The sequence below is a fragment of the Oligosphaera ethanolica genome, from assembly GCF_030814695.1.
Classification (GTDB): Bacteria; Verrucomicrobiota; Lentisphaeria; order Oligosphaerales; family Oligosphaeraceae; genus Oligosphaera; species Oligosphaera ethanolica.
This window is the reverse complement of sequence record NZ_JAUSVL010000001.1, coordinates 5,410,458-5,434,507: the sequence shown is the minus strand read 5'-3', so window position 1 is coordinate 5,434,507 and position 24,050 is coordinate 5,410,458. Positions and strand designations below refer to the sequence as shown.

General features: G+C 61.1%; 19 protein-coding genes and 1 tRNA gene. 12 read left to right on the top strand and 8 right to left on the bottom strand.

All coding sequences use genetic code 11. From position 1 onward, the window contains the following. The first annotated feature begins 149 nt into the window (after positions 1–149). The gene (locus J3R75_RS18825; protein ID WP_307265032.1) at positions 150–1,181 is read left to right on the top strand and encodes a GntR family transcriptional regulator; all 1,032 of its coding nucleotides are present in this window, start codon (positions 150–152) and stop codon (positions 1,179–1,181) included. Between the two features lie 97 nt (positions 1,182–1,278). On the opposite strand, the gene J3R75_RS18820 is transcribed toward J3R75_RS18825, so the two are convergent. From J3R75_RS18820 to J3R75_RS18805, 4 genes are all read right to left on the bottom strand, one after another. Beyond that, positions 1,279–1,366: transfer RNA gene (locus J3R75_RS18820), tRNA-Ser, on the bottom strand. Between the two features lie 371 nt (positions 1,367–1,737). Beyond that, positions 1,738–1,860, bottom strand: a complete 123-nt coding sequence (locus J3R75_RS18815; RefSeq protein ID WP_307265028.1) for a hypothetical protein — start codon at positions 1,858–1,860, stop codon at positions 1,738–1,740. A 372-nt stretch (positions 1,861–2,232) separates the two neighbouring features. Continuing rightward, positions 2,233–2,859 carry a flavin reductase gene (locus tag J3R75_RS18810; RefSeq protein ID WP_307265025.1) on the bottom strand — a complete coding sequence of 209 codons (627 nt, stop codon included), beginning with the start codon at positions 2,857–2,859 and terminating at the stop codon, positions 2,233–2,235. Between the two features lie 60 nt (positions 2,860–2,919). After that, positions 2,920–4,410, bottom strand: a complete 1,491-nt coding sequence (locus tag J3R75_RS18805; RefSeq protein ID WP_307265022.1) for an alpha-N-arabinofuranosidase — start codon at positions 4,408–4,410, stop codon at positions 2,920–2,922. 631 nt (positions 4,411–5,041) lie between these two features. On the opposite strand from J3R75_RS18805, the gene J3R75_RS18800 reads away from it, so the two are divergent. From J3R75_RS18800 to J3R75_RS18780, 5 genes are read left to right on the top strand one after another with little or no spacing between them, the layout of a single operon-like run. Next, positions 5,042–5,875, top strand: coding sequence for a serine aminopeptidase domain-containing protein (locus J3R75_RS18800; RefSeq protein WP_307265019.1), 834 nt, complete (start codon positions 5,042–5,044; stop codon positions 5,873–5,875). 13 nt (positions 5,876–5,888) lie between these two features. Then, positions 5,889–7,199, top strand: coding sequence for an alpha/beta hydrolase family protein (locus J3R75_RS18795; RefSeq protein ID WP_307265016.1), 1,311 nt, complete (start codon positions 5,889–5,891; stop codon positions 7,197–7,199). Continuing rightward, positions 7,196–8,197 (top strand): alpha/beta hydrolase, encoded by a 1,002-nt coding sequence (locus tag J3R75_RS18790; protein WP_307265013.1) that lies wholly within the window; start codon positions 7,196–7,198, stop codon positions 8,195–8,197. The genes J3R75_RS18795 and J3R75_RS18790 overlap by 4 nt, the downstream gene beginning before the upstream one ends. Positions 8,198–8,220: 23 nt before the next feature. Further along, positions 8,221–8,463: a hypothetical protein gene (locus tag J3R75_RS18785; protein ID WP_307265010.1), complete on the top strand. Its 243-nt coding sequence runs from the start codon at positions 8,221–8,223 to the stop codon at positions 8,461–8,463. Positions 8,464–8,494: 31 nt separating this feature from the next. Beyond that, positions 8,495–8,632, top strand: a complete 138-nt coding sequence (locus tag J3R75_RS18780) for a hypothetical protein (RefSeq protein ID WP_307265007.1) — start codon at positions 8,495–8,497, stop codon at positions 8,630–8,632. A 150-nt stretch (positions 8,633–8,782) separates the two neighbouring features. Here the strand turns inward: J3R75_RS18780 and J3R75_RS18775 are convergent, their stop codons facing one another. After that, on the bottom strand, positions 8,783–10,219 hold the full coding sequence (locus J3R75_RS18775; protein WP_307265005.1) for a serine hydrolase domain-containing protein: 1,437 nt from the start codon (positions 10,217–10,219) through the stop codon (positions 8,783–8,785). Between the two features lie 470 nt (positions 10,220–10,689). Here J3R75_RS18775 and J3R75_RS18770 point away from each other — a divergent pair, with 470 nt between their 5' ends. Both J3R75_RS18770 and J3R75_RS18765 read left to right on the top strand, forming a co-directional pair. After that, a complete protein-coding gene (locus tag J3R75_RS18770) occupies positions 10,690–12,924 on the top strand; it encodes a sialate O-acetylesterase (RefSeq protein WP_307265002.1) in 2,235 nt (744 codons plus the stop codon). Between the two features lie 92 nt (positions 12,925–13,016). Further along, positions 13,017–13,571 carry a DJ-1 family glyoxalase III gene (locus J3R75_RS18765; protein ID WP_307264999.1) on the top strand — a complete coding sequence of 185 codons (555 nt, stop codon included), beginning with the start codon at positions 13,017–13,019 and terminating at the stop codon, positions 13,569–13,571. A gap of 8 nt (positions 13,572–13,579) precedes the next feature. On the opposite strand, the gene J3R75_RS18760 is transcribed toward J3R75_RS18765, so the two are convergent. Both J3R75_RS18760 and J3R75_RS18755 read right to left on the bottom strand, forming a co-directional pair. Continuing rightward, positions 13,580–14,353 (bottom strand): tRNA threonylcarbamoyladenosine dehydratase, encoded by a 774-nt coding sequence (locus J3R75_RS18760; RefSeq protein WP_307264997.1) that lies wholly within the window; start codon positions 14,351–14,353, stop codon positions 13,580–13,582. Between the two features lie 105 nt (positions 14,354–14,458). Continuing rightward, on the bottom strand, positions 14,459–16,114 hold the full coding sequence (locus J3R75_RS18755; RefSeq protein WP_307264995.1) for a diphosphate--fructose-6-phosphate 1-phosphotransferase: 1,656 nt from the start codon (positions 16,112–16,114) through the stop codon (positions 14,459–14,461). A gap of 314 nt (positions 16,115–16,428) precedes the next feature. Here J3R75_RS18755 and J3R75_RS18750 point away from each other — a divergent pair, with 314 nt between their 5' ends. The 4 genes from J3R75_RS18750 to amrS all read left to right on the top strand — a co-directional run bounded on the left by J3R75_RS18750 (position 16,429) and on the right by amrS (position 20,602). After that, the gene (locus J3R75_RS18750; protein ID WP_307265558.1) at positions 16,429–17,184 is read left to right on the top strand and encodes an amidohydrolase family protein; all 756 of its coding nucleotides are present in this window, start codon (positions 16,429–16,431) and stop codon (positions 17,182–17,184) included. After that, complete coding sequence (locus J3R75_RS18745; RefSeq protein WP_307264992.1) at positions 17,181–18,002, top strand: amidohydrolase family protein; 822 nt, start codon at positions 17,181–17,183, stop codon at positions 18,000–18,002. Before J3R75_RS18750 ends, J3R75_RS18745 begins: the two co-directional genes overlap by 4 nt. A 51-nt stretch (positions 18,003–18,053) precedes the next feature. Further along, positions 18,054–19,190 carry a DegT/DnrJ/EryC1/StrS family aminotransferase gene (locus J3R75_RS18740; protein WP_307264989.1) on the top strand — a complete coding sequence of 379 codons (1,137 nt, stop codon included), beginning with the start codon at positions 18,054–18,056 and terminating at the stop codon, positions 19,188–19,190. A 395-nt stretch (positions 19,191–19,585) separates the two neighbouring features. Beyond that, positions 19,586–20,602, top strand: coding sequence for an AmmeMemoRadiSam system radical SAM enzyme (amrS, locus tag J3R75_RS18735; protein WP_307264986.1), 1,017 nt, complete (start codon positions 19,586–19,588; stop codon positions 20,600–20,602). 411 nt (positions 20,603–21,013) lie between these two features. Here amrS and J3R75_RS18730 read toward each other — a convergent pair whose 3' ends face one another. Continuing rightward, a complete protein-coding gene (locus tag J3R75_RS18730) occupies positions 21,014–24,022 on the bottom strand; it encodes a glycoside hydrolase family 20 protein (RefSeq protein WP_307264983.1) in 3,009 nt (1,002 codons plus the stop codon). Positions 24,023–24,050: the final 28 nt, after the last annotated feature.

The window sequence follows — 24,050 nt, the reverse complement described above, 5'->3', positions numbered from 1 at the left end:
TGTGTAGTGCCGAAGGCGTGTAGCAGCAGGTGCGCAACTTCTTCTGTCATTGCTGGTTACATCCAAATCGCGACATCTTGCCGCCGGTGCGGAAGACTGGCTACAAACTCAGTCCCAGTTGCGCAGTTGAGAGAATTGAGTGACAACACGTGAAAGTACAACGCATAACCGACGATCTCCGTAACCGCATCGTTGCGGGGGAATTCCCTCCGGGCGGTATCTTGCCGACCCGGCGTATTCTGCTTGAGCATTATGATGTGAGCGTGGCGGCTTTTCAGAAGACCATTAACACTCTGATTGCCGAGGGTTTTTTGGAATCCAAAAACAGCACCGGCGTCTTTGTCCGGTCTGATCCGCCGCACCTTTACCGCTTGGGTCTGGCGCTACCGATCTATTCCCCGGCGGAAATCCAGGCGGACTCCCTTTGGAGTGCCTTGATCCTGTCGGTGGACAAGTTTCAGTTCGAGGGCCAGCCCGTCACGCTGGTGCCCTACTACGTCAACACTCCGAACAATCAGGGAAAAGGGGTGGCTACTCTTCAGAAAGACGCTGCCAAAAAACGCCTATGCGGGGCTATGTTTTTTGCCCACAACTCCACAGTCGTCTTACCGGAAGGCTTCCCGCGCATCAGCTTTGACTATGACCCCGAGAAAACCCCGGAAGATCATATCCGCATGGCCACCGACTATGTACAGCAGTTTTCCCTGGCGATGGAGGAAATTTTGGTGCGGGGCGCGCGTAAAGTCGCCGTGATCTTTCAGGAAACTCAGAAATCCCCGGCGCTGCTGCGTTTTCGCGAAATCGCTGAGGCGTCCGGATGCGCGGTGCCCATTGAGTGGATGCTGCCGTTGAATATCTCTCTCGTCGATAACATCGCCCAGCAGTGGCTGATTGCCGGACTTTTTTCCGATAACCGCAAGGAGAAGCCCGATGGGATCATCGTCATGAACGACAATCTGCTGCCCACGGTGAACAACCAGCTGCTCGCGCTGGGAATGATCCCCGGCGAGACGATTCAGGTGGTCAGCCATTGCAACCGGCCGTCGTTGCAGAGGATTTTGGGTGGGGTGAGCTACATCGGCTATCACGCCGAGGAGATTCTCACGAGCAGCATGACCTGCATCAGGAATTACCGGCCGGGGCCTCAACCCATCACCCTCATCTCAGCCCAAAAGATATAACTACGGCTGGTATGAGCTAACCAGGCGGACTGGTAATAGCGAAAAAAGCCCAAAACGGTACTGAACGGTACTGTTTTGGGCTTTTGTGTACGAAAACTGGCGGAGAGGCAGGGATTCGAACCCTGGGTACCTTGCGGTACACAGCATTTCCAGTGCTGCACAATCGACCACTCTGTCACCTCTCCGGCGCTGTGGTGTCCTGCATACGGACGAGGCAATAATTTATCTGCCAGAGGTGGAAATGCAACGGCGCGCGTGGGAAAAAAGGGAAAATCGGTGTAATCGGTCACCCATTGAGAACGGACGCACAGACATATCGCCGACGTCAACCCCGGGTATGTAAGTGAGTTCCATTGCCTCTTTGGCCCCAGTCAGCTGCGCCGACTGGGGCCAAAGAGGCCGAGGAACACGGACGTAGACGTCGTTGTACCCAGGGCGGCGCGCGCTTTCAGCGCTGCTTGCCCTGGGCTGGTATGTTTCGCGCTTTCAGCGCTTCTGCCGCTTTGCGGCCAGGGAAACGGGCGCGTTTGACTCAGCCAGAAGCTCTATGGCTTAATTATCCATGACTCCTATGAAACACGCTGCCGCAAAGGTCGGCGGAAATCAAGGTCGAATGGCTGGGCGGCGGCGGGCCGTGGGTTTCCTGCAAATTGTCCCAGCGATGCGCCGGGGTGTACACTGACCGATTACAAATCGGTCAGTCATGGATATTGGCCGGGGACCGTGGGGACTAATTGTCGGCTGCGCGCTGGGGCGAGGACTCACAGACTTATGAGGCATGGTCCCATGGATTAGACCGTGGGACTTTCTGGACCGTGGGGAATGACGCATTGGACGCCGGGGACTCCTGTGGAATACTGTGGGGGCGGACACGCAGGTCTGCCCCTACGGCATTCGTTGGCATCTCGTTCAGGGATTTCACCCTGCGCACGCCCCTCACCCGCCAGGGCGGGCCCCTACGGCATTCGTTGGCATCTCGTTCAGGGATTTCACCCTGCGCCCGTCCCTCCCCCGTCAGGGCGGGCCCCTACGGCATTCGTTGGCATCTCGTTCAGGGGTTACGTTTCCAGATGCCGATGATTTGGCCGACGTATTGGCAGTGGTAGCTGTTTTCGCCGTATTTGAAGCCGATATCGCCGGTGATGAGGTCCTGGGTGAGGGGTACTTTGGCAATGCGTTTGCAGACGATAACGAGGCGTGCCTGCTGGTAGGTGACACCGCCTTCGGGCGTGGCGATGGGGGTAACGCCGGCCTCGGTGACCTTGTCGGTGTCGCGACCGGATTTGCGGCCGAAGATATTGGCAAGGGCTGGCCTGGCGTCGCGGTCCATGAAGGACATGGTGAACATGTCGCTTTGTTCCATGAACTGGTAGGTAAAGCGGTCGGTGTGGACGAAGACGAAAGCGACTTGTTTTCCCCAGAGGATGCCGGTGCCGCCCCAGCCGGCGGTCATGCTATTGTAGCTCTCGGGCGTGCCGCCGGTGAGCAGGAACCACTCGTCGCGGATGTACGCATTGAGGTTACCGGGGAGCTGATCAAAACTGATTTTGCTGAAGAGCTTTTCGCATTCGCTGGCAGGCTGGGGTGTAACTCGTGCCGGCGGCAGCGGGTCCTGCGCAAACAACGACATAGTGGAAAGCATGGCCAGAGAACTGAGCAGGATGGGGAAGCGGGGCATAGGCGGAAGGTCCTTTCCGGGATGGGGTGAGATCAGGGATGATGCGGGCTTTGCGTGGGGCTATTTCACTTTGGCCTTGAGGCAGACAACAGAAGCGGGAGGAATGGCCAGGGTGGTCGCGACGCCCTCATGCTCTGTAGGGCAGACGCAGTCTGGGGCGGCGAAGGTGTTGCAGGCGCGGACGTTGTTGCTGGTCAGAGTGGTGATTTCGGCGTCGCGACCGAGCTGGAAGCCGACGGGCTCCAGAACGATACCCGCGTTTTCGGTCAGGCTCAAATTAGCAATGGTGAGCGTGAGGACCTTGTTGCGGATGGATGCCGAATGGGACAGACTGGCCAGCGTTGCCGGCTGGCGCGGGTCGCTGGACGCGATGACGCTGTCGTCGTCATCGCCGATGCAGCGGATGGTGTTGCCGCCCTGATGCTGCTGATACATGTCGAAGACGTGGTAGGTTGGCGTGGTGATGCAGTTTTTTTCGTTGGCGAGGAAGAGACAGTGGAGATTATTGGCCAGTTGGGCGATGTTGGCCATGCGGACCTTGTCACAGTGGTTGTTGAAGACATTGAGAGTCAGCGCGGCCACGAGCGCATCGCGCATGGTGCTTTGCTGTTCGAAGAGATTGCGGCCCTGGCTGGGGCCGGAGCCTTCGGGGTGCCAGCAGCCCCATTCGTCCACAACCAGACGGGCGTAGTTTTGCATGCCAAAGCCCGAGATGAGCTGCCAGTTGCGTTCAATGACCGTTTCGATGCCGGCGGCCTTGACGAGCATCTGGTAGTATTCGAGGTCGGTGAATTCGGTGGCGTGGCCGCAGGCAGAGCAGTAGTAGTGCACGGAATAGCCCTGCATGTGGTGTTCGGATGGTTCGAAGTGCTGAAGGAATTTTTCCGTCCAGCGCCAGTCGCCGCCATTGGGGCCGCAGCCGATGAGTTCGAGACCGTTGCCGCTATTGGCCATGATGGCCGCGTACTTGCGGAATTCATGGGCGTAGACTTCGGGCGTCATATTGCCGCCGCCGCCCCAGCATTCATTGCCCACGCCCCAAAAATGCACTCGGAACGGCTCGGCCGAGCCATTTTGTTCGCGCAGTCGGGCCATGGAGGTGGAGCCTGCCGGCGAGTTGCAGTAGTCAATCCAGTCCCGCACGACCATCGGCGACTGCGAGGTGATGTTGGCGGCAAAATACGGCTCGGCGCCGACCAGGCGGCAGAAATCAATGAACTCGTGGGTGCCCACGGCGTTGGACTCCAAGCGCTGATCGCGCTGATGCCACCAGTTGAGGCGCACCGGCCGTTCATCGCGGGGACCAATCCCGTCACGCCAGTCGTAGGTCTCGGCAAAACAGCCGCCCGGCCAGCGTAGCACCGTCGGGCGGATCGCACGAAATTTCTCCACGAGGCTTTTACGGAAGCCGCGGATATTGGGCACGGGCGAGTCTTCGCCGACCCACAGGCCGTCGTAGAAGACGCCGCCGATGTGTTCGCTGAAGTGGCCGTAGATCATGGGATTGATGGTGCCAATGGCCAGCGGTTTGACGAGGTAGAGTTTTTTCATGGTGCTGGGGAGGGGCTAGTGTTGGAATGGCTTTGGCTACTGCGGTGCAGGGTGGCAGTGCGTCGTCATCACGGGGGCGCTCGTGGCGTGCGCGACGCAGGAAGCTAAAACAATACACTCATGGGCTCAGATTTGCCACGGCGCATGGTGTTGTTGGGCTTTGTTCAAGTAGCCACACACTCACCGACATTGGCTGTTCCTGGAGCCTTTTAGTGTCAGCGCCCAGGGGGCGGGTTAAAGTCCTGCTCACACGACCGGGAGATGGTCGTGCGGTTGGTCGGTCTGCAGGTGTCGTAGTCTGTGCAGGTTAAAAGCCCGTGCGTATGGTTGGGATGCTGAGGCGAATGGGGGCTTCCGTGCGTCAGAGTTTATCCACAATGTGGGATTATTCGCCCAAAGTGGGGCTTGTGGGAACGTGTTGCGTTGATTCTTGATAGCTATGCTATACAGGCCGTTAGTGCCGAGTTCAATAATCGCCGACAGCTGTACGTTTACAGGGCAGTTTCGGGCATTGGCATAGTGCCATAGGCAGGTAATGTGGGTGCCTGCGTATAAAAAATGACAGTTACACCCGTCATATTTTGGTGTCGAGTGGCGATAATGAAGGATGACGTTGTGAAGCAGGGCCGGCATGAGTATACTTGAGCAGAGTGGTTTTATTGACGTATCAGGGCGGGCCATCTACGGCACGCATTATCTACCGGCCGACGCGCCACCGCGCGCGGCCTTGCTGTTGGTCGAGCCCTTTGGCGAAGAGAAGCGCTGCGCGTTTCGCATGCTCGTACGCCTGGCGCGGCAGCTGGCCACACGGGGCGTGGCCGTCATGCGCTACGACGCTAGCGGCACCGGCGACAGCGCCGGCAAGCACGGCGAGGCCGAATGGCGGCACTGGCAGGACGAACTGGCCGCACAAATCGCCCTGGCGCGTGAGCTGCCTGGCAAGCCGCCGCTGATGCTCGCTGGTGCGCGCGCCGGCGCCTTGCTGGCGGCCGAGGCCGCTGCGCGCATTGCCGCCGCCGGCGGCGCCCTGCGCGCGCTGATTCTGCTTGAGCCGCTCTTGAGCGGCGACGAGCTTCTGCGTGACCTCGAACGGCGCCAGAAAATCAAGGACATGATGAGTGGCGGCGCCAAGAATGCCGCTTCCGCCGAGCTGTGGTCGGCGGGCCAACCGGCTGATTTCGGCGGCTTCCTGGTGGGCTCGGCCATGGCCGAGCAACTCTGGGCCGCGCAGCTGCAGACGAGCTTGGCCGCTACGCCGGTGGATTGCGCGCTGCAGCTGCTGCGGGTGTCCGGCGCCAAGAATTTTCCCCCGGCCTGGCAGGACCTGGTCGCAGCGGTAACGGCCCGCGCAGGCAGTTCTGCGCAAGTGATAGCGGACAAGCCCTTTTGGGGCCAGCTTGACTATTACGAGTCGGACGTCGTGATCGACGCCGTCACGGATTTTGTTGTAAGTCACATTGGTTAATATGCATGAGGTGATGATGTTACGTTCTTGTACTGCGTGTGTTGTTTCCATATTGGCAGTGTTGTCCTTGCTGGTGCCGGTGCTCTATGCGGGCGATACGGTTCGTCCGGGCCTTGAGGACATGGAATCCTGGTCAGTGCAGGTGGCCCCTGAGGAAACCGCGCTGGTCACGGCGCTGAAGGAGCCGCTGCTTTCTGGGTTGGATGTGGCAGCGGCCTTGCAGGATTGGTTTGACGGCCGGCTGCTGGACAGCCAGGGCAAGAAGACCGAGGCGCAGAGCAAATGGCAGCAAGGGCTGGGCAAATTGTCTGGCCTGCAGCCATTGCCGCCGCCGCAGTGGGGCGGCATTCCCGATGCGAGTTTCACGGTCCTGGCCGATCTGCGCATGGGCTCTTTCCCCAATGTGGGCTTGCGGGTCGTGCAGTGGACGGTGGACAATCTCAAACAGTACGGCGTGCTGCTGTTCCCGAGGGAGCGGCCGGCAGACGCTGAATACCCGCTGATTCTGTATTGCCACGGTGCCGCCTTCGGCATTCCCAATAATTTTTGTCTGTGGTTGGCGGAGCTGGTGGAGCAGGGTTACGTGGTCATTGGCCCGGCCATGCGCGGCGAGGATCTCTTCCAGATGCAGATGGCAATCAATGGCCAGATGCTCAAATGCGAAGGCGAGATTGAGAACCTCGATGGCGAGGTCAATGACTGCCTCTCCATGCTGAGTGCGGCCTGGAAATTGCCCTATGTGCGCAAAAACGAGTTCGCCATGATCGGTCACAGCTTCGGCTCTGGTGCCGGGCTGCTGACGGCGGCGCGCGCGGGTGACAAGGCCAAGGCGGTGGTAAGCTACGACGCATGGCTGGTCAACCCGCAACGCTACTACTGGGATCGCATGGCGCGCGGCGCCAACAACTGGCTGTCGTGGGCGGACTTCTGCAACCAGCCCGTGGCCGATCAGCTGCGCGGACTGATGACGCGCAGCATCGTTCACAACGCCTGGCGCCTGCAGTGTCCGTTGCTGCTCTTCATGGGTGATGCCTATGACGGCAGCGTCTTTCACCTCAGTCACGCCGATCTGCGCCGCGAACTGGACAAGCATGGCAAGAAATACGTGTACGAGCCGGTGCCCGACGGCGACCACAATTTCGTCCTCCGCATCGGCAGCGAACCGGCACTCTACGCACTGAAAAAGCAACACGCGTTCCTCAACACACATTATCCGCCATTGGCAAGCAAGAATGACGCTGCGGTTGCGCAGCCCGCTGCGGAAGCCCAGGGCGCGGCTGCCGCCGGCGCCGAGGAGAATGCCGCGGGCGAGGTGGAGCAATGACGACGATGCTGCAAAGCGACATCCAGATCAGCCCGGAGGTCCGGGAAGAGGCCGTGTTTTTCGAGGTCAACGGCGAGACGCTGCGGGGCATTCTCTGTTTGCCGGCGACGGGCAAGGCCCGTACGGGGCTCATTTTTGCGCACGGCTGGAGCGGCAATCGCCATGGACCGGCCGGCATGCTCTGCACTCTGGCGCGCACTTTCGCCGCCAGCGGCGTCGCGTCCTTGCGCTTTGACTTCCGCGGCCGTGGCGAAAGCGGCGGCGACGGTCTCAATGCGACATTGACGACCATGGCGGACGATCTGGTCGCGGCGACGGCTTTCTTCAGTGAGCACACGCAACTGGCGCGACCGTGGTATCTCGGCTTGTGTTCGGGTGGCAACGTGACGATTGGCACCCTCAATCGCCTGCCGCAGGCACAGGGCCTGATCATGTTGTCGGTCTATCCTTTTTCCGATGGTGACGCCTTCGGTCGCGATGTGCACCGCACGCTGCATTACGTCAAGGTGTACTGGCATAAGGCATGCCGGGGCGAGACCTGGCGGCGCCTTTTCCAGGGCGATGTCCACCTTAAGCAGGTAGGCAATGTGCTCTTTGGGCATCTTCTCAAACGCGGTGCCAATAAACGTAAGGAAGGCGAAGACGCCAAGGGCACAAACGCCGGCGCGGCCAAGGACGCCGGCGACAACGCCGCTGCGTCAGGTGCATCGCGCGTGAAAGGGCAGGTCGCCAAGGCGGCGGCCTCAGAGAGCCGTCTGCAGGGCAAAGACGCGCCGAAGAAGCACCTCGCCAAGCTCCGCGCGGATCTGCCGGGACTGATGTTCTACGGCACGGCTGATCCCGATGCGCCCGCGGCCATGGCCTATTTTGGCGACTACATCCGCGAGCACAAACTGCCTATGCGCATCGAAGTTTTGGATGGCGCCAACCATAACTTCTCCTCGCAGGCATGGCTGGACGCCATCGCCCGCCAGACACTCGAATTCATGAAGGGGTGAGAAGAGGGTGAGGTAATCCGTCAGTGTACACCCCGGCGCTTCGCTGGGACAATTTGCAGGAAACCCACGGCCAGTCGCCGCCCAGCCATCCGACCTTGATTTCCGCCGACCTTTGCGGCAGCGTGTTTCATAGGAGTAACTATTCATGCGGCGGGGGAGACGGGCCGGGTACGGTCGGCGTGGATGACGAGGACGGTTTATTGAGCCGTCTTGTCGGAGTGGGCGAGACGCCCACTCCACGGCCGCGAGACGTAATCGGTAAGTAACCCCTCCGGTGGGGAAAACACCGGGGACAATTTGCAGGAAACCCACGGTCCGCCGCCGCCCAGCCATCCGACCTTGATTTCCGCCGACCTTTGCGGCAGCGTGTTTCATAGGAGTAACTATTCATGCGGCGGGGGAGACGGGCCGGGTACGGTCGGCGTGAATGACTAGGACGGTTTATTGAGCCGTCTTGTCGGAGTGGGCGAGACGCCCACTCCACGGCCGCGAGACGTAATCGGTCAGTGTACACCCCAGCGAAGCGCCGGGGTGTACACTGACCGATTAGAGGGCGAGGCGGAGCCGCCAATGCGGCAGCTCTGGTCAGTGCATCGCCGTTCCAGTGAGGGTTGGCCAGGGCTTGCCGAAGAAGACGAAGTTGGCCTTGTGTTCGAACTGGGCGCTGCCATCGTCGTTGAAATGGCAGATGAAGCGGACGACGAAGGGCGCTTCCACGTAGCAAAGGCGCAGTTCGAGCTCGTTCTCGGCGAGCCATGCCATGGTGGCGGCGCAGGGCTCGTATGGCTCGGGGGCGAAGCCCTGGGCATTCCAATGCCAGCGGCCTACGGCGCCATGGACGCGGCGGCGGTCCTTTTGCGAAAAATGCATGACGACGTCCGCGCCGTGCTCATCGGTAGTGATGTCGATCTGCTTGACCCCGGCGTCATTTTTGGCGATGGTGAAGGAGTAGTTGCGAACAGGCAGTTGGGGTAGCGCCGAACGTTGCGGCGTGGGCAGGTGGAGGTTGTTGAGGTGTTCGTGCAAGGCACGTTGCGCGGCCGGGGCGTCACGCAGTGCCTCCTTATGGCAAGCGGGGAGGATCTTCTCCCAGACGACATCGAGGACGCCTTGGAGATTGCCGACGCCGCTGGTGGTGGCCACGACCAACTCGCTGGCTGGGTGGACGATGCAGTTTTGCCCGTAGGCACCATCGCCACGGTAGGCGTTATGTCGGCAACGCCAGAATTGGAAGCCGTAGCCCTGTTTCCAGTCGGGTTCCTTGTTCATGTCATTGCTGATTTGTTTGCTGGTAGCCATGGCGACCCATTCGGCGGGGACGATTTGCTGGCCCTGCCACTGGCCCTGCTGGAGGTACAGCTGGCCGAATTTGGCGATGTCTTCGGTGCACAGCTTCAGTCCCCAGCCGCCGATGTTGATGCCCGCCGGGCAGCAATCCCAAGTCGGCTGGGCGATGCCGAGGGGCGCAAACAGCCGCGGCATGAGATAGTCGAGCACGTTCATGCCCGCGCGGCGGTATATCAGCGCAGCGAGCATGTAGGTGGCCGTGCTGTTGTAGGCAAAACGGCTGCCGGGGTCGTAGGCGAGAGGCATGGCGAAAAAGCCGCGCTGCCAATCGCGACGATACTCGCTGTGAACGATAGCCGCTAGAGGACAGCAGGCATGGCCGCTGCTCATGGTCAAGAGATGGCGGACCGTCATAGCTTCGAGGCGCGGTGTGAGCTCGGCGGGCATTTTGTCCCGGAAATAGCGACTCAGCGGGTCGTCAAGAGTGAACAGGCCCTCGGCGATGGCCATGCCGATGGCGGTGGATGTGAAGCTCTTGCTCAGCGAGAACAGTTTGTGCGGATACTGCGGGGCATAGGGATGCCACCAGCCTTCGGCAAGCACGACGCCGTGCCGCATGATCATGACGCTGTTGATGGAACTGAAACCCTCAAGTGCTGAGATGGCGGCCGCAAGGCCCTTGCTGCTGACACCGTGGGCTTCGGGAACACCGCGTTCCAAACGACTGAATGACATGACCAGGCCTTTCGTGAACAGGAATAAGTGTTGGGGAAAATCGTGAATATGGCGGGACTTTCGCGCGGCCCATAATAAAACCCGACAGAGCACGCCTGTAAAGCCGAAGATGGCAAGGCCGGCTTTTTGCGGTCTGATTGTTCTGATCTTCCTTCTGGTTTTCGCGGACCGATCGGTCCGATCGGACGGATCGGACCGATCAGGTCGATGACCAGTCGGACCAGTCGGATCAGTCGGATCAGTCGGATCAGTCGGATCAGTCGGATCAGTCGGATCAGTCGGATCAGTCGGATCAGTCGGATCAGTCGGATCAGTCGGATCAGTCGGATCAGTCGGATGATCGGTCCGCTCTCCTGTGCATTTTGCGGGTTGTGGCCGTGGCCAAATGGTGTTGGCGGGTTATGTTGAAAAGCGCTGTTTCGGCGTTCTTTTCGGGCATCTTGAGGCCAACCCATTGCAGAGGAGCGGACATGAACAAGTCTATAGTAGCGAGACTTCGGCGCAGCATGTTGATTTTGGCGGTCGCCTGTAGTGCCGCGTGGGCGGATGTTCGTCTGCCGGGTTTTTTCTCGGACCACATGGTTTTTCAGCGTGAGATGGCCATACCGATCTGGGGGTGGGCGGATGCGGGCGAAGCCGTCGCCGTGAGTCTGGGCGACGCCAAGGGTGAGGCCACGGCCGCTGCGGATGGTAAATGGCAGCTGCGCCTGCCCGAGCTGCCAGCGGGGGGGCCGTATGCCCTCGTCGTCAGCGGCAAAAACAGCATCACGTTGAATGACGTCATGGTCGGCGAGGTGTGGCTGTGCTCCGGCCAGTCCAATATGGAATGGGTGGTGCAAAACTCCAATGACTTCGAGAACGAGAAGCTGGCGGCGGCGGAAAATGGCCACATCCGCCACGTGAAGATTGGGAAAGCGACGGCGGGTTTCCCGGAGGAGGACGTCAAGGCCGAGTGGCGCGTATGCAGTCCCGACACAGTCGGCGGTTTCACCGCCGCCGGGTACTTCTTTGCGCGGGAGCTCAAGGATGCGTTGCCGGGCATTGCCATCGGCTTGATCAATTCGTCCTGGGGCGGCACCCGCATTGAGCCGTGGACGCCGCCAGTGGGCTTTGCGAGCGTGCCAGCACTCAAGGACATCAACGACAAGCTCGTCCTCAAGGACCCCACCAGCGAGCCCTACAAAGAGGCCTTGAACAAGTATCTTGCCGAGTTGCAGGCGTGGACGGACGAGGCTCGTGGTTCGCTACAGAACCAGAGCGCGCTGAAGCCCGCGCCGGCCTATCCCGAGGCGCTGCGGCCGTATCACCTGAGCGCCAGTCCGCAGCAACAGCCGGCGACATTGTACAACGCCATGATCAGCCCCCTGGTGCCCTACGCCTTTCGCGGCGCTTTGTGGTATCAGGGCGAATCCAACCTCGGCGATGGCATGATGTACTACGAAAAGAAGAAGGCGCTGGTGCAGGGCTGGCGCGAGATCTGGCAGCAGGGCGACTTTCCCTTCTATTTTGTGCAGCTGGCGCCCTACAACTATGGCGATCCCAAGAAGGGCTCCGATGTCATGGGCAGGATCTGGGAAGCCCAGGCCGCCTGCGAAAACATCCCCGGCGTGGGCATGGCCGTGATCAACGACATTGGCAATCCAACGGACATTCATCCCCGCAACAAGCAGGATGTCGGCAAACGCCTTGCCTTGATTGCGAAGGCCAAGACCTACGGCATGCCCGACGTTGTTTATTCCGGACCGACCTTTGACCGCATGGCCCTCGAAGACAATGCCATTCGCGTGTTCTTCAAGAACGCCGATGGCCTGAGCACTCGCGATGGCCAAGTTCCGAATTGTTTCGAGATCGCCGGTCCGGAGAACGACTTCACGGTCGCCAATGCCGTCATTGACGGCCAGAGTGTCGTGCTCAGCCACCCGGAAGTCAAGGCGCCCTGCGCCATGCGTTTCAGCTGGCACAAGTACTCCGTGCCGAATCTAGTCAATGCCGCCGGGCTGCCCGCTGGGGCGTTCCGCGCCGGCGACGTGCCCAAGGTCGACTACCTGGCCATCAAGGTGGCCGAAGTCAAGGACTACCAACTGATCTATGATCTTGATATCGGTAAGGGCGGCAGCAAAATCGTCTATGACGTCGATGAGTCCAAGGCCTTCACCGGGAAATTCGACCGCGTGGCGTATTTTTTGGAGCTGCAGAAGGCCGAGGAGGGCGTCCGTTACGCCTATGCGTCCATGGATGCGTTTACCGACGACATCACTCTGATCGGCGTGCCAACGCCGGAGAACAAGGCCAATTTCACCCTGAAGGTCAATAACCTGACGGTGATATCCAACGTTGACGGCATCGTCAATGGTGAGATGCTGCAGGACAGCGGCTGCATTGAATTTTACCCGAACAACTACGGCCCGCCCAATGCTTCGAACATACCCAACGCGTCTAACGACGTGTGGGATTTTGGTGATCAGGCATCAGCGGACGTGCCGATCGGCCACGGCGCCATGCAGGTGCATAACTACGCGGCCAAGCAGACCATCTTCGCCTACAACTGCATGCGTTCGGGCACTAGTGCCGATCTGGGCATTGGCAACAGCTCCCCGAAGGCCGGCGTTGAGAACACCAAGCGCACCCGCGACTGGACATTCCACAACAACGCGGGTGAGTACCGCGTCAAGCGCCTGCGGGTGCTCGTCCGTCCCGTGAAATGACCTCGCGCTAGCTGAACAGCGCCGCGTTGCCCATCATGATTGTGGCCTCGCGGCGCGATTGGATTCACGTCACCCATGAGGAGGACCTTGCCATGTCGGAACAAGCCATTGCCTTGCTGTTAGCGCCGGGATTTGAGGAGATTGAGGCGGTAACGCCGATAGACGTCCTGCGTCGCGCCGGCTTCACCGTGAAAGTCGCCGCCGTTGGCGGCAACAAGGGAACGGTCGTCGGCGCCCACGGCATCCCGGTCGTCTGCGATTGCGAAGTGGGCGACCTGAAGGCCGAAGCGCTGCAGATGGTCATTCTCCCCGGTGGTCTACCCGGCGCGACCAATCTGGCAGCCAGTGCGGCCGTCTGTTCGCTGGTTAAAGCCGTTCACGACCAAGGCGGCTGGGCCACGGCCATCTGCGCGGCGCCGTTGGCGTTGCAGGCGGCTGGGGTGTTGACTGACCACGCGTACACCTGCTACCCGTCGGTCGAGCAGAAAATCGGTGGAAAGTACAGCGGCAAGCGCATTGAGAAAGACCGGCGGGTCGTCACCGGTTGTGGTCCTGGCGCGTCGCTGGAATTCGCGTTGGAGCTCGTGCGCTGCCTGGGCAAGCGCGACATCGCCGACCAGCTCGCCAAGGGCATGCTCGTTGGCTGAAACGACCGTCAGCTTTCGCCGCGGCGTGAGAGAGGCAGGGGGCGGAGGATGGTCTCAATAGCTTCGGCGGCACAGCGGAGGCCGAAAAGCGCTGGCATGAAGGAGATGGTGCCCAGCGGCCGCCGCTCGCCGACCTCTTCGCGGTCGCTGCCGATGAACTCGCCATTTTCCAGTCGCACGGGGCCTTCCGGCGAAAAAACCACGCGGATGCCGTGGTCGATGCCCAGCTTTTTCAGCTGTTTGCGAATCACCTTCGCCAGCGGACAGCCGTAGCTGTCGGCGATATCCGCCACGCGGATGTCGCCAGCGAGCAGCTTGTTGGCGGCGCCCATGCTGGAGATGACTGGTATGCCGACGTGCAAGCATGCCGCGAGCAGCGCCAGTTTTGGCGGTCGTTCATCGATGGCGTCAATAACCACGTCCCAGGGGCCGTCGGCGACGCATTGCGCGGCCGTGGCAGCGTCCAGGCGTTCACTGCGCACGCGGAGATCGGCGTCCGGAGCGATATCGCGCAGTCGCGCGGCCATGGTCAGGGCTTTTTCCTGGCCGACGGTGCTATGGAGCGCGTGGAGCTGCCGGTTGATATTGCTGGGGCGGATGAGGTCATAGTCGATCATCGTGAGGTGTCCGACGCCGCCGCGCACGAGCGCCTCGGCAGCCCAGGAACCGACGCCGCCGACGCCGGCAAGCAGCACCCGCGCCTGCCGCAGCAGCGCGACGCCGTCTTCGCCGACCAACAGGCGCAGCCGCGAGAACTCTTCGCAGGGGCTGTCATCGCTCATATCATCTTCTCTTTCCAACCTACGAAATGGGCGACGGTCGCGGTGAACGCAACCGCCGCCCTGGCGTATTTCCTGGCGCTAATAGACGCCGTTTTAACTCACTTCTCAGGCGTGTTCGAGGGCGAGGGTTTCGGTGACGCGGTCGCAGACTTCGGTCGGCCCGAAGTATTGGATTGGGCCGGGATAGACGTATTCGACACCGGCGCCCCAAGCGTCGCGGTTGGTGGCGAAGGTCTTGAAGGGCTTGCCGTCGAGCTCAACGAGGGCCTTGCGGATGACTGGGACGTCCTTGCCGTGGCGGCGTTCGATGTTCATCATCATGGTCAACGGAATGCCGCCGGCGGCCCATTCGCTGGCTGGCGCATAGACATTGCGTACCGATGCCATGTAGCCAGTCTTGCCCGCGCCCAGCAGCGCCGCCGCCGTGTAGCCAAGGCTGTAGCAGTAGTCGGCATCAAAATTCGACGGCGCGGCGCAACGGCCTTCGTAGCCGAAGAAATGCGCCTGCGAACTGAATTTGACGGCCTTTTCGCGGCCGGCGTTGATTATCGCCAGCTGTTCTTCGATCATGACGATGAGCAGCTTCTCGGTTTCGATTTTCGAGACCTGGACATTGCCATGGGGATCGCGGTCACCCAGCAGCTGCGCCTTGATCATGGCCGGCAGGGACTTGAAGGCGCCAGCCGCGGCCGCGCTGAGGCGCTGGGCCACAAAGTCAATCTTTGCGCTCATGTCGGCCTGGGCATTGAAAGCGGCCTCTTCCTTGGCGAGGAGGTCGTTCAATTCCGCGATCAGCACGTTCATTTCGGGGATGAATTCGATGAGGCCTTCTGGGATGAGCACCACGCCGAAGTTCATCTTGGCATCAGCGCGCTTCACCACCAGCTTGGTGAGGTCGGTCACGATTTCTTGCAGGGACATTTTTTTGGCGGCGACTTCCTCGGAGACGATGCAGGCGTTGGGGTGGGTCTGCAAGGCGCATTCCAGGGCGATGTGCGAGGCCGAACGGCCCATCAGCTTGATGAAATGCCAGTACTTGCGGGCCGAGTTGGCATCGCGCATGATATTGCCGATCAGCTCGGCATAGACCTTGGTGGCGGTGTCAAAACCGAAGGACACTTCGATCCACTCGTTCTTCAGATCGCCGTCGATGGTCTTCGGGCAGCCGATGACGCGAATGCCGGTCTTTTCTGTCAGCATGTATTGCGCGAGCGTGCAGGCGTTGGTGTTGGAGTCGTCGCCGCCGATGACGATGATGGCGGTGATGCCGTGCTTCTTGCAGTTGGTGGCCACTTGCGCAAACTGCTCGGTCTTTTCCAGCTTGGTGCGGCCGGAGCAGATCATGTCAAAACCGCCGGTGTTGCGATAGCTGTCCACCAGCTCTTCGGTGATCATGATGTACTTGTCGTCGATGAGGCCGCTGGGGCCGCCCAGGAAACCGAAGAGTTGGCTGTCGGGATTGAGGCCCTTCAGGCCGTCGAAAAGTCCGGCAATCACGTTGTGGCCGCCGGGGGCCTGGCCGCCGGAAAGAATCACGCCGGCCTTGATCGGCTCGCAGTCAAAACTCTCGCCGCAGGCGAAGGTCACCGCAGGCATGCCGTAGGTGTCCGGGAACAGACGGCGAATGGCGTCCTGATCCGCGACGGACTGCGTCGGCTCGCCCAAACGCGCGGTCGCAAAAGGACCGCATTCCTGCAAAACCGGCGGCAGCTTCGGGCTGTACTCGGAACGGGCCTTCTGGAGGGGAGAAATCTTGCTCATGATACGCTTTTCCTCATGATTTCAGGGCTGTAATCAACCACGCCGGCGGTCGCCGCCGGCATGACGCTGGCTGGGGCATGACAAAACACTTAAAATAAGGCCAAAAAGGCCCTTTTTCAACGGCGAAAGCACGGATGCAGCGGGCGAACGCGCGGTCTGATCGGCCCGGGAAGCGCCTCTTTTTGTGCGTGTGGTCGTTGCAAATACTGGCGATGGGTTATACTTGAGGGAAGACATCGCGTGGTTCTACCGTTGTTGTGTTTGGTTTACACCGCTTCGGGCGTGCAAATGAAGGAGGTGCGTTTGTGAGGGACATGATGTTTTTTGATGCCAATTGCCAGGTCGGTCTGCCGATGAATGGCGGCGCCGCGACGGCGACCATCCCGGCCTTGCTGGCAGAGATGGACCGCAATGGCGTAGACCGGGCGCTGGTGCGGCATATCAATATCGATCCTGACGGCGCGGTCGTCACCAACGAGGAGCTGGCGGTGATGCTAGCCAATGAGGATCCCGCCGCGCGACTCTGTGGGGTCTGGTGCATCCTCCCGGAGCAATGCCACGAACTGCCACCGCCAGACGAATTCTTTGCGGCGATGAAACGGCAGCGGATTGGGGCGCTGACCTTATCGCCCGGGGCGCATCGCTGGGTGCCGAGCCGGCTCTGCATTGGCAAGCTGATGGACGCCGCAGCGGAACGGCGGGTGCCCGTCATACTGCCAAATTATTCATCGCGCTGGTCGGACCTGTACCAGTTCATGGCAGATTTCCCCCGCAATACCTGCATACTAGCGAACACGGGCCGCTGGGGCGCCGACCGGGCCATCCGGCCGCTGCTTGAGCATTACGAGCACTTTCACGTGGAGTTGTCCACCTACTGGGTGCCGGAGGGCATTAAGGATCTCGCCGAGCTCTACGGGCCGGAGCGGTTGCTCTATGGCAGCGGCTTTCCGGAGTTGAACCATGGCAGCACCATGCTGTCCATTCGTCACGCGAATATCGCCGATGCGTGGTCGCGACTGATCGCCGGTGGTAATCTGGCCCGCCTGCTGGAAGGAGCGCAGTTATCATGAGCAGAACGCAAGCATTGTGGGAACAGCCGGGTTCCGTTGCCGAGCAATTCTGGCGGCATGGCCGCGCGGACTTCCCCATTTACGACATGCATGGCCACATGGGGGCGCATAACGCAATCTATTTTGCGCGTTGCGAAGCGCCGGCGATGGACGCCCACCTGGCGCGCATCGGCGTCCGCCGGCTCGTCTTTTCCCATCATTCGGCACTCATGGGCTCCATGCGTAACGCGGCGGTGCATCGGATTGTGGAAGGCTGCAGCGAACGCCTGCGCATGTACGTGGCCATCAATCCGCATTACCCGGAATTCATCAAAGAGGACCTGGCGCTGTTCGACAAATGGCCCTTTGCGATTGGCCTGAAGATGCTGTCGGCCTACCACCAGGTGGCGGTGACGGACCGCCGCTACGAATACGCGCTCAAATTCGCCAGTGAGCGGCATCTGCCGGTGCTGAATCACACCTGGGGCGGCGTGCCCTATTGCGGCGGCCCACAGCTGCTGGAGCTTTCGCAGCGCTATCCCAACGTGATCTTTTTTCATGGCCATAGCATCTTCGGCGACTGGGACTGGTCGCGGCGCTGCATCGTCGAAGCCCCCGGCAACTGCTATCTGGAGTTGACGGCGGTGCCGGGATTGCGTGGCATCATCGAACGGCTGGTGCGCGATGTCGGTAGCGAGCGCATCATCTACGGCACGGACCTGCCGTGGTTTGATGAATACCAAGTCACCGGCGGCGTGATATCAGCCGACATTGGCGACGACGATATCAAGAACATCCTCTACCGCAACGTTGAACGCGTGCTTGGAACGGACTGGTAATTACACCTGAAAAGCCAGTGACAGACGATCAATAAAAGAAAGGACTGAGCCATGTTCGAAATTGGTGAAGCAGAAATCAACGCCGTGGCCGATACCATTCGCCGAGGCATCCTGACGCGTTTTCAAGGCAAGACCGATGGCTATCTGGCCCGGTCGGAACGGGCGTTGGCCGAGATGGTTGGCGTCAAGCATGCGCTGATGGTCAATTCCGGCACCAGTGCGCTGATCTGCGATATGGTCGCGCTGGGGATCGGCAAAGGCGACGAAGTGCTAGTGTCGGCATACACCTGGATTTCGACGCCGCTGGCGCCGATGCTGCTGGGGGCGGTCCCGCGGCTGGTGGAAATCGACGAGTCGCTGACCATGGACCCCGACGACCTCGAACGCAAGATCACGCCGCGTACGAAGGCAATCATGGTCATCCACATGAACAACCGGCCCTGCAATATGGACCGCATCATGGCGATTGCCGACAAACACGGCATTCCGGTGGTGGAAGATGCCTGCCAGGCCGTCGGCGGGATCTACAAGGGCCGCCGCCTGGGCAGCATCGGCCGCATCGGCGCCTTCAGTTTCAACAACTACAAGAATATCACCTGTGGCGAGGGCGGCGCGGTGCTGACGGACGACGACGAGCTGTTCGATCGCGCCAGGCTTTGGCATGACGCCGGTACCTTCGTGCAATCCTACGACGCGGCCATCAAAATACCCTATTTTGCGGGCCAGGATTACCGCGCTTCGGAGATCGAGGGCGCGCTTATTTTCGAACAGCTCAAGCGCCTGGACCCATGCATGGCGATGTGGCGCGAACGCGTGGCGCTGGCGACGAAGGTCATCCAGGAGCAGGGCCGCTACCGCATAGCGCCGCATCACGATCCGGCCAATGCCGTGTCCATGGCGCTGGTCTTCCCCAGTGAGCAGGACTTTCAGGCGTTCTCGGCGCGTTCGGGCGTCAAAAACATCTTCGATACCGCCGGCCGGCACATCTACACCAACTGGCCGCCGCTGGTGGAGAAACGCGCCTATCGCGATGACGTCAATCCTTTCCTGACGCCCGAGGGCCGCGACGCCTGCTATGACGCGACGGCGGCGCCAAAAACCTTGGATATCCTCAAGCGCAGCGCGCACTTGGGCGTGGCGTGGAACGCGCCGCTGGATGATGTGGCGGCTTGGGCGAAGAATCTGTAAGAGGCGACCGCTTGACGGCGGCGCTGGGACGAGGACTCACTGACCCATGAGGCATGATCCCATGGATTGGACCGTGGGGACTTTCTGGACCGTGGGGATTGACGCATTGGACTCAGGGGACTGATTGGGGACTTCTTGGACTCCTGGGAGCGCTCCGTCCCGGCGGCGGTCGAGAGCGGTCGATGGCAGTCGAGTGCAGTCGAGAGCAGTCGAGAGCAGTCGAGAGCAGTCGAGAGCAGTCGAGAGCAGTCGAGAGCAGTCGAGAGCGGGCGAGAGCGGGCGATTGCAGTCGATTGCAGTCGATAGCAGTCGATAGCGGGCGATTGCAGTCGATTGCAGTCGATAGCGGTCGAGTTCGCACATTGACAGCACTTCGGTTATGAGGAGACGTGGCCATGCGACCGGACATCATGATGACCCGAGACGCCGCGACTGGCAAGGTGCAATGCCTGGCCTGTGCGCATCATTGCCGGCTTGGCGAAGGCCAGGCCGGCATTTGTGGCGTGCGGCGCGTGGTCCATGGCGACCTGCAGGTGCCGTGGGGCGAGGTCTCCGGCCTGGCCTTGGACCCGATGGAAAAGAAGCCGCTGTTTCATTTTCTGCCGGAGGAACGCGTTCTGAGCTTTGGTACCCTGGGTTGCAATTTCAGTTGTGCTTTCTGTCAGAACTGGCATTGTTCGCAGGTCGGCAAGGACCCGCTGGCCGATGCGCGGATGCAGCCTTGCAGCGCCGAACGTATGATCGAACTGGCAAAAAACCACAACGTCCGGGCCATCGCCTCAACCTACAACGAGCCGCTGGTGAGCATCGAATGGACCGCCTACGTGCTGACACTGGCCAAGGCCGAGGGCATCCACGGCTGTCTGGTCAGCAATGGCTTCTTCTCCGAAGAGGCGTTGGCCTGCTTGACGCCGCTGGTCAGCGCCGCTAATCTCGATCTCAAATGCTTCAGCGACGAGGGCTATCGCTCGCTCGGCGGACGTCTGGCACCGGTGCTCGCCGGCATCCGCGCCATGCATGCCGCCGGCGTGTGGATTGAAGTGACCACCCTCGTCGTGCCGGGTTTCAATGACAGCGACTCCGAGCTGCGCCAGATCGCCGACTTCATTGCCGGGGTGTCGCCGGACATCCCCTGGCATGTCTCCGCGTACTTCAGCACTTACAAGATGCCGGCCGAGCCGGAGCGGACACCGCCCGAGCGCATCGCCGCCGCCGTGGAGCGGGGCAGGCAGGCAGGTCTCCGTTTCGTCTATACCGGCAATGATTGCGGCGGTGTCCGGCAGGAAGACACCCTCTGCCCACAATGCGGACAGCTGCTCATCGCCCGCAGGGGCTTCCTGGTGCGCCAGAAGCACCTCGATAACGGCCGCTGCCCCCGCTGCCAACACCCCCTGCCGGGCGTCTTCGCATAATGGCCTCTTCTTCTCGCGACGGCTGTAGCCGAGCGGTGGGGCTACTAGATCATTTTTTCTCCCGCGAAGGCGCGAATCTTTTTTTCTCACGCGAAGACGCGAAGGCGCGAAGGCATTATCTCCCGCGAAGGCGCGAATCTGTCGGGGGGGACCTGTGTGTCTGCCTGCTGTTGGCGGCATGTCTTGCCGCTGCGCGGCAATTCAAGCCGCCGGTGTAAGGCGCGAATCTTATTTTTTCTCCCGCGAAGGCGCGAAGGCGCGAAGGCATTATCTCCCGCGAAGGCGCGAAGGCGCGAATCTTATTTTCTCCCGCGAAGGCGCGAAGGCGCGAATCTTTATTTCTCACGCGAGGCGCGAATTTGTCGGGGCGGGCTTGTTTGTCCGCCCGTTGCTGGCGGCGTGTGTGTGGTGTCAGTTGATGACGGGAATGAATTCGATTTTGTCGATATAGACGGCTTTGATGGCGCTGCTTTCTTTCTCTTTATCGAATTGGCCGGGGCCGAACCAGACGTACTGGTCTTTGGCGGGAATCCAGGCGTTGTTGGCGGGGCCGATGTCATACCAGTGGTAGTTGTCGTCGGCAATGGCCAGGTTGGTGAAAATGTGATGACTGACGGACTGTTTTTTGCCGGCGTCGTAGATGCCGGCCCAGAATGCCAGGCCGTCGGGGCGGGCTTTTTCAATGCGGACGCGAGCGCGGATTCGGTAGGGCTGTTGGGGGGCAAAGAGGGTCAGGTCGGGTTTGAGTTGCGAGCACCATTCGTAGTGGGTGTTGGTGAGGATCAGTGCGGCGCCGTCTTCGGCGCGGGCATCGCTGCCGTGGTCGCCCCAGGAGCCGGGGTGGCCGATGGGCAGGAAGCAGTCCTCCAAGACAATGCGTTGCTGTTCGGGGGGCAAAAGCGTGACGGCGATGGGTGCCGGCAAGCCGGTGATGGTGGCCATGGGCAGGAGGGTGTAGCTGCAGCTGTGGGTGGCGGCGCCGGCGAGGGCCTGTGCTGACTGCACGAAGGAGACGGTGGCGCTGTCGCGGTCGGCGCGGGTCTGGATGACGATGCGGTCGTGTCCTGCGGCCATGGCGAAGCGCATGCCGCGGCCGCTGTGGGGTGAAGCAACGGTGAAGGACCGGGCAGTGGTGAGCTTGTCGCTGCGGATGGCGTTCATGGCGAAACGGGCGTCGCCGGGGCTGACGAGATTCTGCCAGGGGCCGTCGTCGAGTCGCCAGCAGAGGTGGCTGCTGCCGCCGAGGGCCAGGGCGAAACCCGTGACGGGCTCGAGTGGCAGCGCCCGTTCGTGGCTGAGATTGCTGACGCTGTTTTGGACGCTAAGGCCGTCGGCGTCTAACGTGAAGACGCGGTCGATGCGGTACTGGTTGCGCAGGGTGAAGGATAGATTCAGGTGCTCAGGGCGTTCGTCCTTGACGCTGAACAACTGGGGTGCTGCTTGCCATGGCAACGTGATGCCTTTCAGGGAGAAAGACGTGCCGTAGTCGCTGTCGAGGTAGTTCTCGCTGTTGCCGTCTTTGAAAATGCCGGCGCAGCCGTTCATGGCGGGGGCGATGCTGACGCGGAAAGGGCCGCTGCTGATGGTGTTGACAGCGATGCCTTTGACGGCGCGGCGCCATTTGGCGAGGAGCGCGGCGTGGTTATCGGCGTTTTCACAGACGCGAATAGGGCGTTTGCCGTCCATACGGTCCAGGAGGGCGCTGACCAGCTGGCGGTAGTCCTCGGGGACATCCCGGGGCAGAACCTGTTCGTCTTGCCAGCGGAAGGAGATAGCCGGGGCCGTCATGCGTTCGACGCGCGCATAATAGACGGGTATGGCGCCTTTGCGGACATTGTCGAGAAAAGCCGGCTGGTCTTTGACGGCTTCTTCGGCCTGCAGCCAGATGTCGGTGGCCCAGAGGAAAAATTCGTCGCTGTACCAGGGCATGGTCAGGGGATGGAATATCTTGACCTTGTTTTCGGGTGGATCGACCAGTGCCTGAAGGGCGTCGAAGTACTGGCGGACGAGGGGGGCGGCGGGGCCGTAGTAGCCGTTGAAGAAGTCGTCCAGGAGCGCGGCCATGTCCGCGTCGGGATTCCATAGCAGCTTGGCGAGGAGCCAGCCGCGCAGCTCGGCGAATTCGGCGTGGTAGCCCTGGTAGGCGCCCTGTTCCATGACGCCGATGACGTGGTTGTCGCGGAAAAATTTGACGTTGCCCTGCAGCGCCTTGAAGTTGGGGTGTGGGCCGAGGTAGTGGCGGAAGTTGGTGACGTAGTCCCAGATGAAGAGTTGTTCGGTGATGGCGCTCCAGCCTTTGATGTCGGTGACGAATTTCTGGTTTTGCGGGTCATCGCTCTGGTCGATGGGTCGGGCAAAATCGCATTCGATGGTGCAGAGCCGATGCATGACATTGTGGCGGGGGCGGATGTTTTGGGGCGGCTCGCGGGTGTATTGGTAGGCTAGGGTCTCAATGAGTACATTCGGGAATTCATTTTCGACTGCTTCGGCGACTTGGTTGACAAACCACAGTAGCACGCCGGCTTCGTTGCCGTACTGCTCGCGCAAGGCCAGGCAGTTGGCGCAGGCGCAGGGATTGCGCCAGTCGTTCTGGCTGACGCTGAACATGGACGCGTCGGGATCTTTGCGGATGTTCGCGAGAGTCCGTTCGGTGACAATGCGGAGGACGTCGGGATTGGACAGACAGAGCTGGCTGTGATCGCGGAGGCGTTTGCCGCCGATTTCGCTGAAGTATTCCGGGTGGCTGGCGAAGAATTCGTCGGGTGGCATGAGTCGGTCGAAGGTATGGCAGAACATGCCGGCGCCGAAGCGGACGCGGCCACCGTGCTCGGGGCCGAGGCGCATGGCGTTGCCATTGCACTTGTTGCGCAGCGCCTGGAAGGTATTGAACATATCGAACCAGAAGGGTTCGCGCATGCGGAAGGCCGGCCGTTCGGTGACGTTCAGGTCGTCAGTGATCGCCCATTGATCGAGGTGGGGGATATGGCTGTGCCAGGATGCGTACCAGCGGCAGCCGGCGCGCTCCAGCAGCTCGTACACGCCGTAGAGCGTGCCGCGTTCGTCGCCGAGGATGAGCAGGTGCGGGCCGCTGCGGCGCAGGAGAAAGCCGTCGGCGCCGAGAGTGGCCATGGCGCCAGCAGCGCCTGGTACGCCGGTGCTGTGGCGGCTGGTGCCGACGAGGATGGCCTGTGCGGGGAGTTCGACTGCATCGCTGATGATGGGCAGTTCCACGCCGGTCATCTGGCGGGCGAAGTCCTGTAGTTCCTTGGCGGCCAGGACGATGGGCGGCGGCGCGTCGTCTGCGTGGACGATGCTGCAGGCGGCGGGATGGCCGCGACGCGCGACAATCATGTCGGCCATGCTTGGCGTGGCGACGGCGAGGCAAAGTCCGGCGATGAGCGATCGGGTGACTGTGATCATGGCGCGGTTCCTTTGGTTAGCGGGGTTG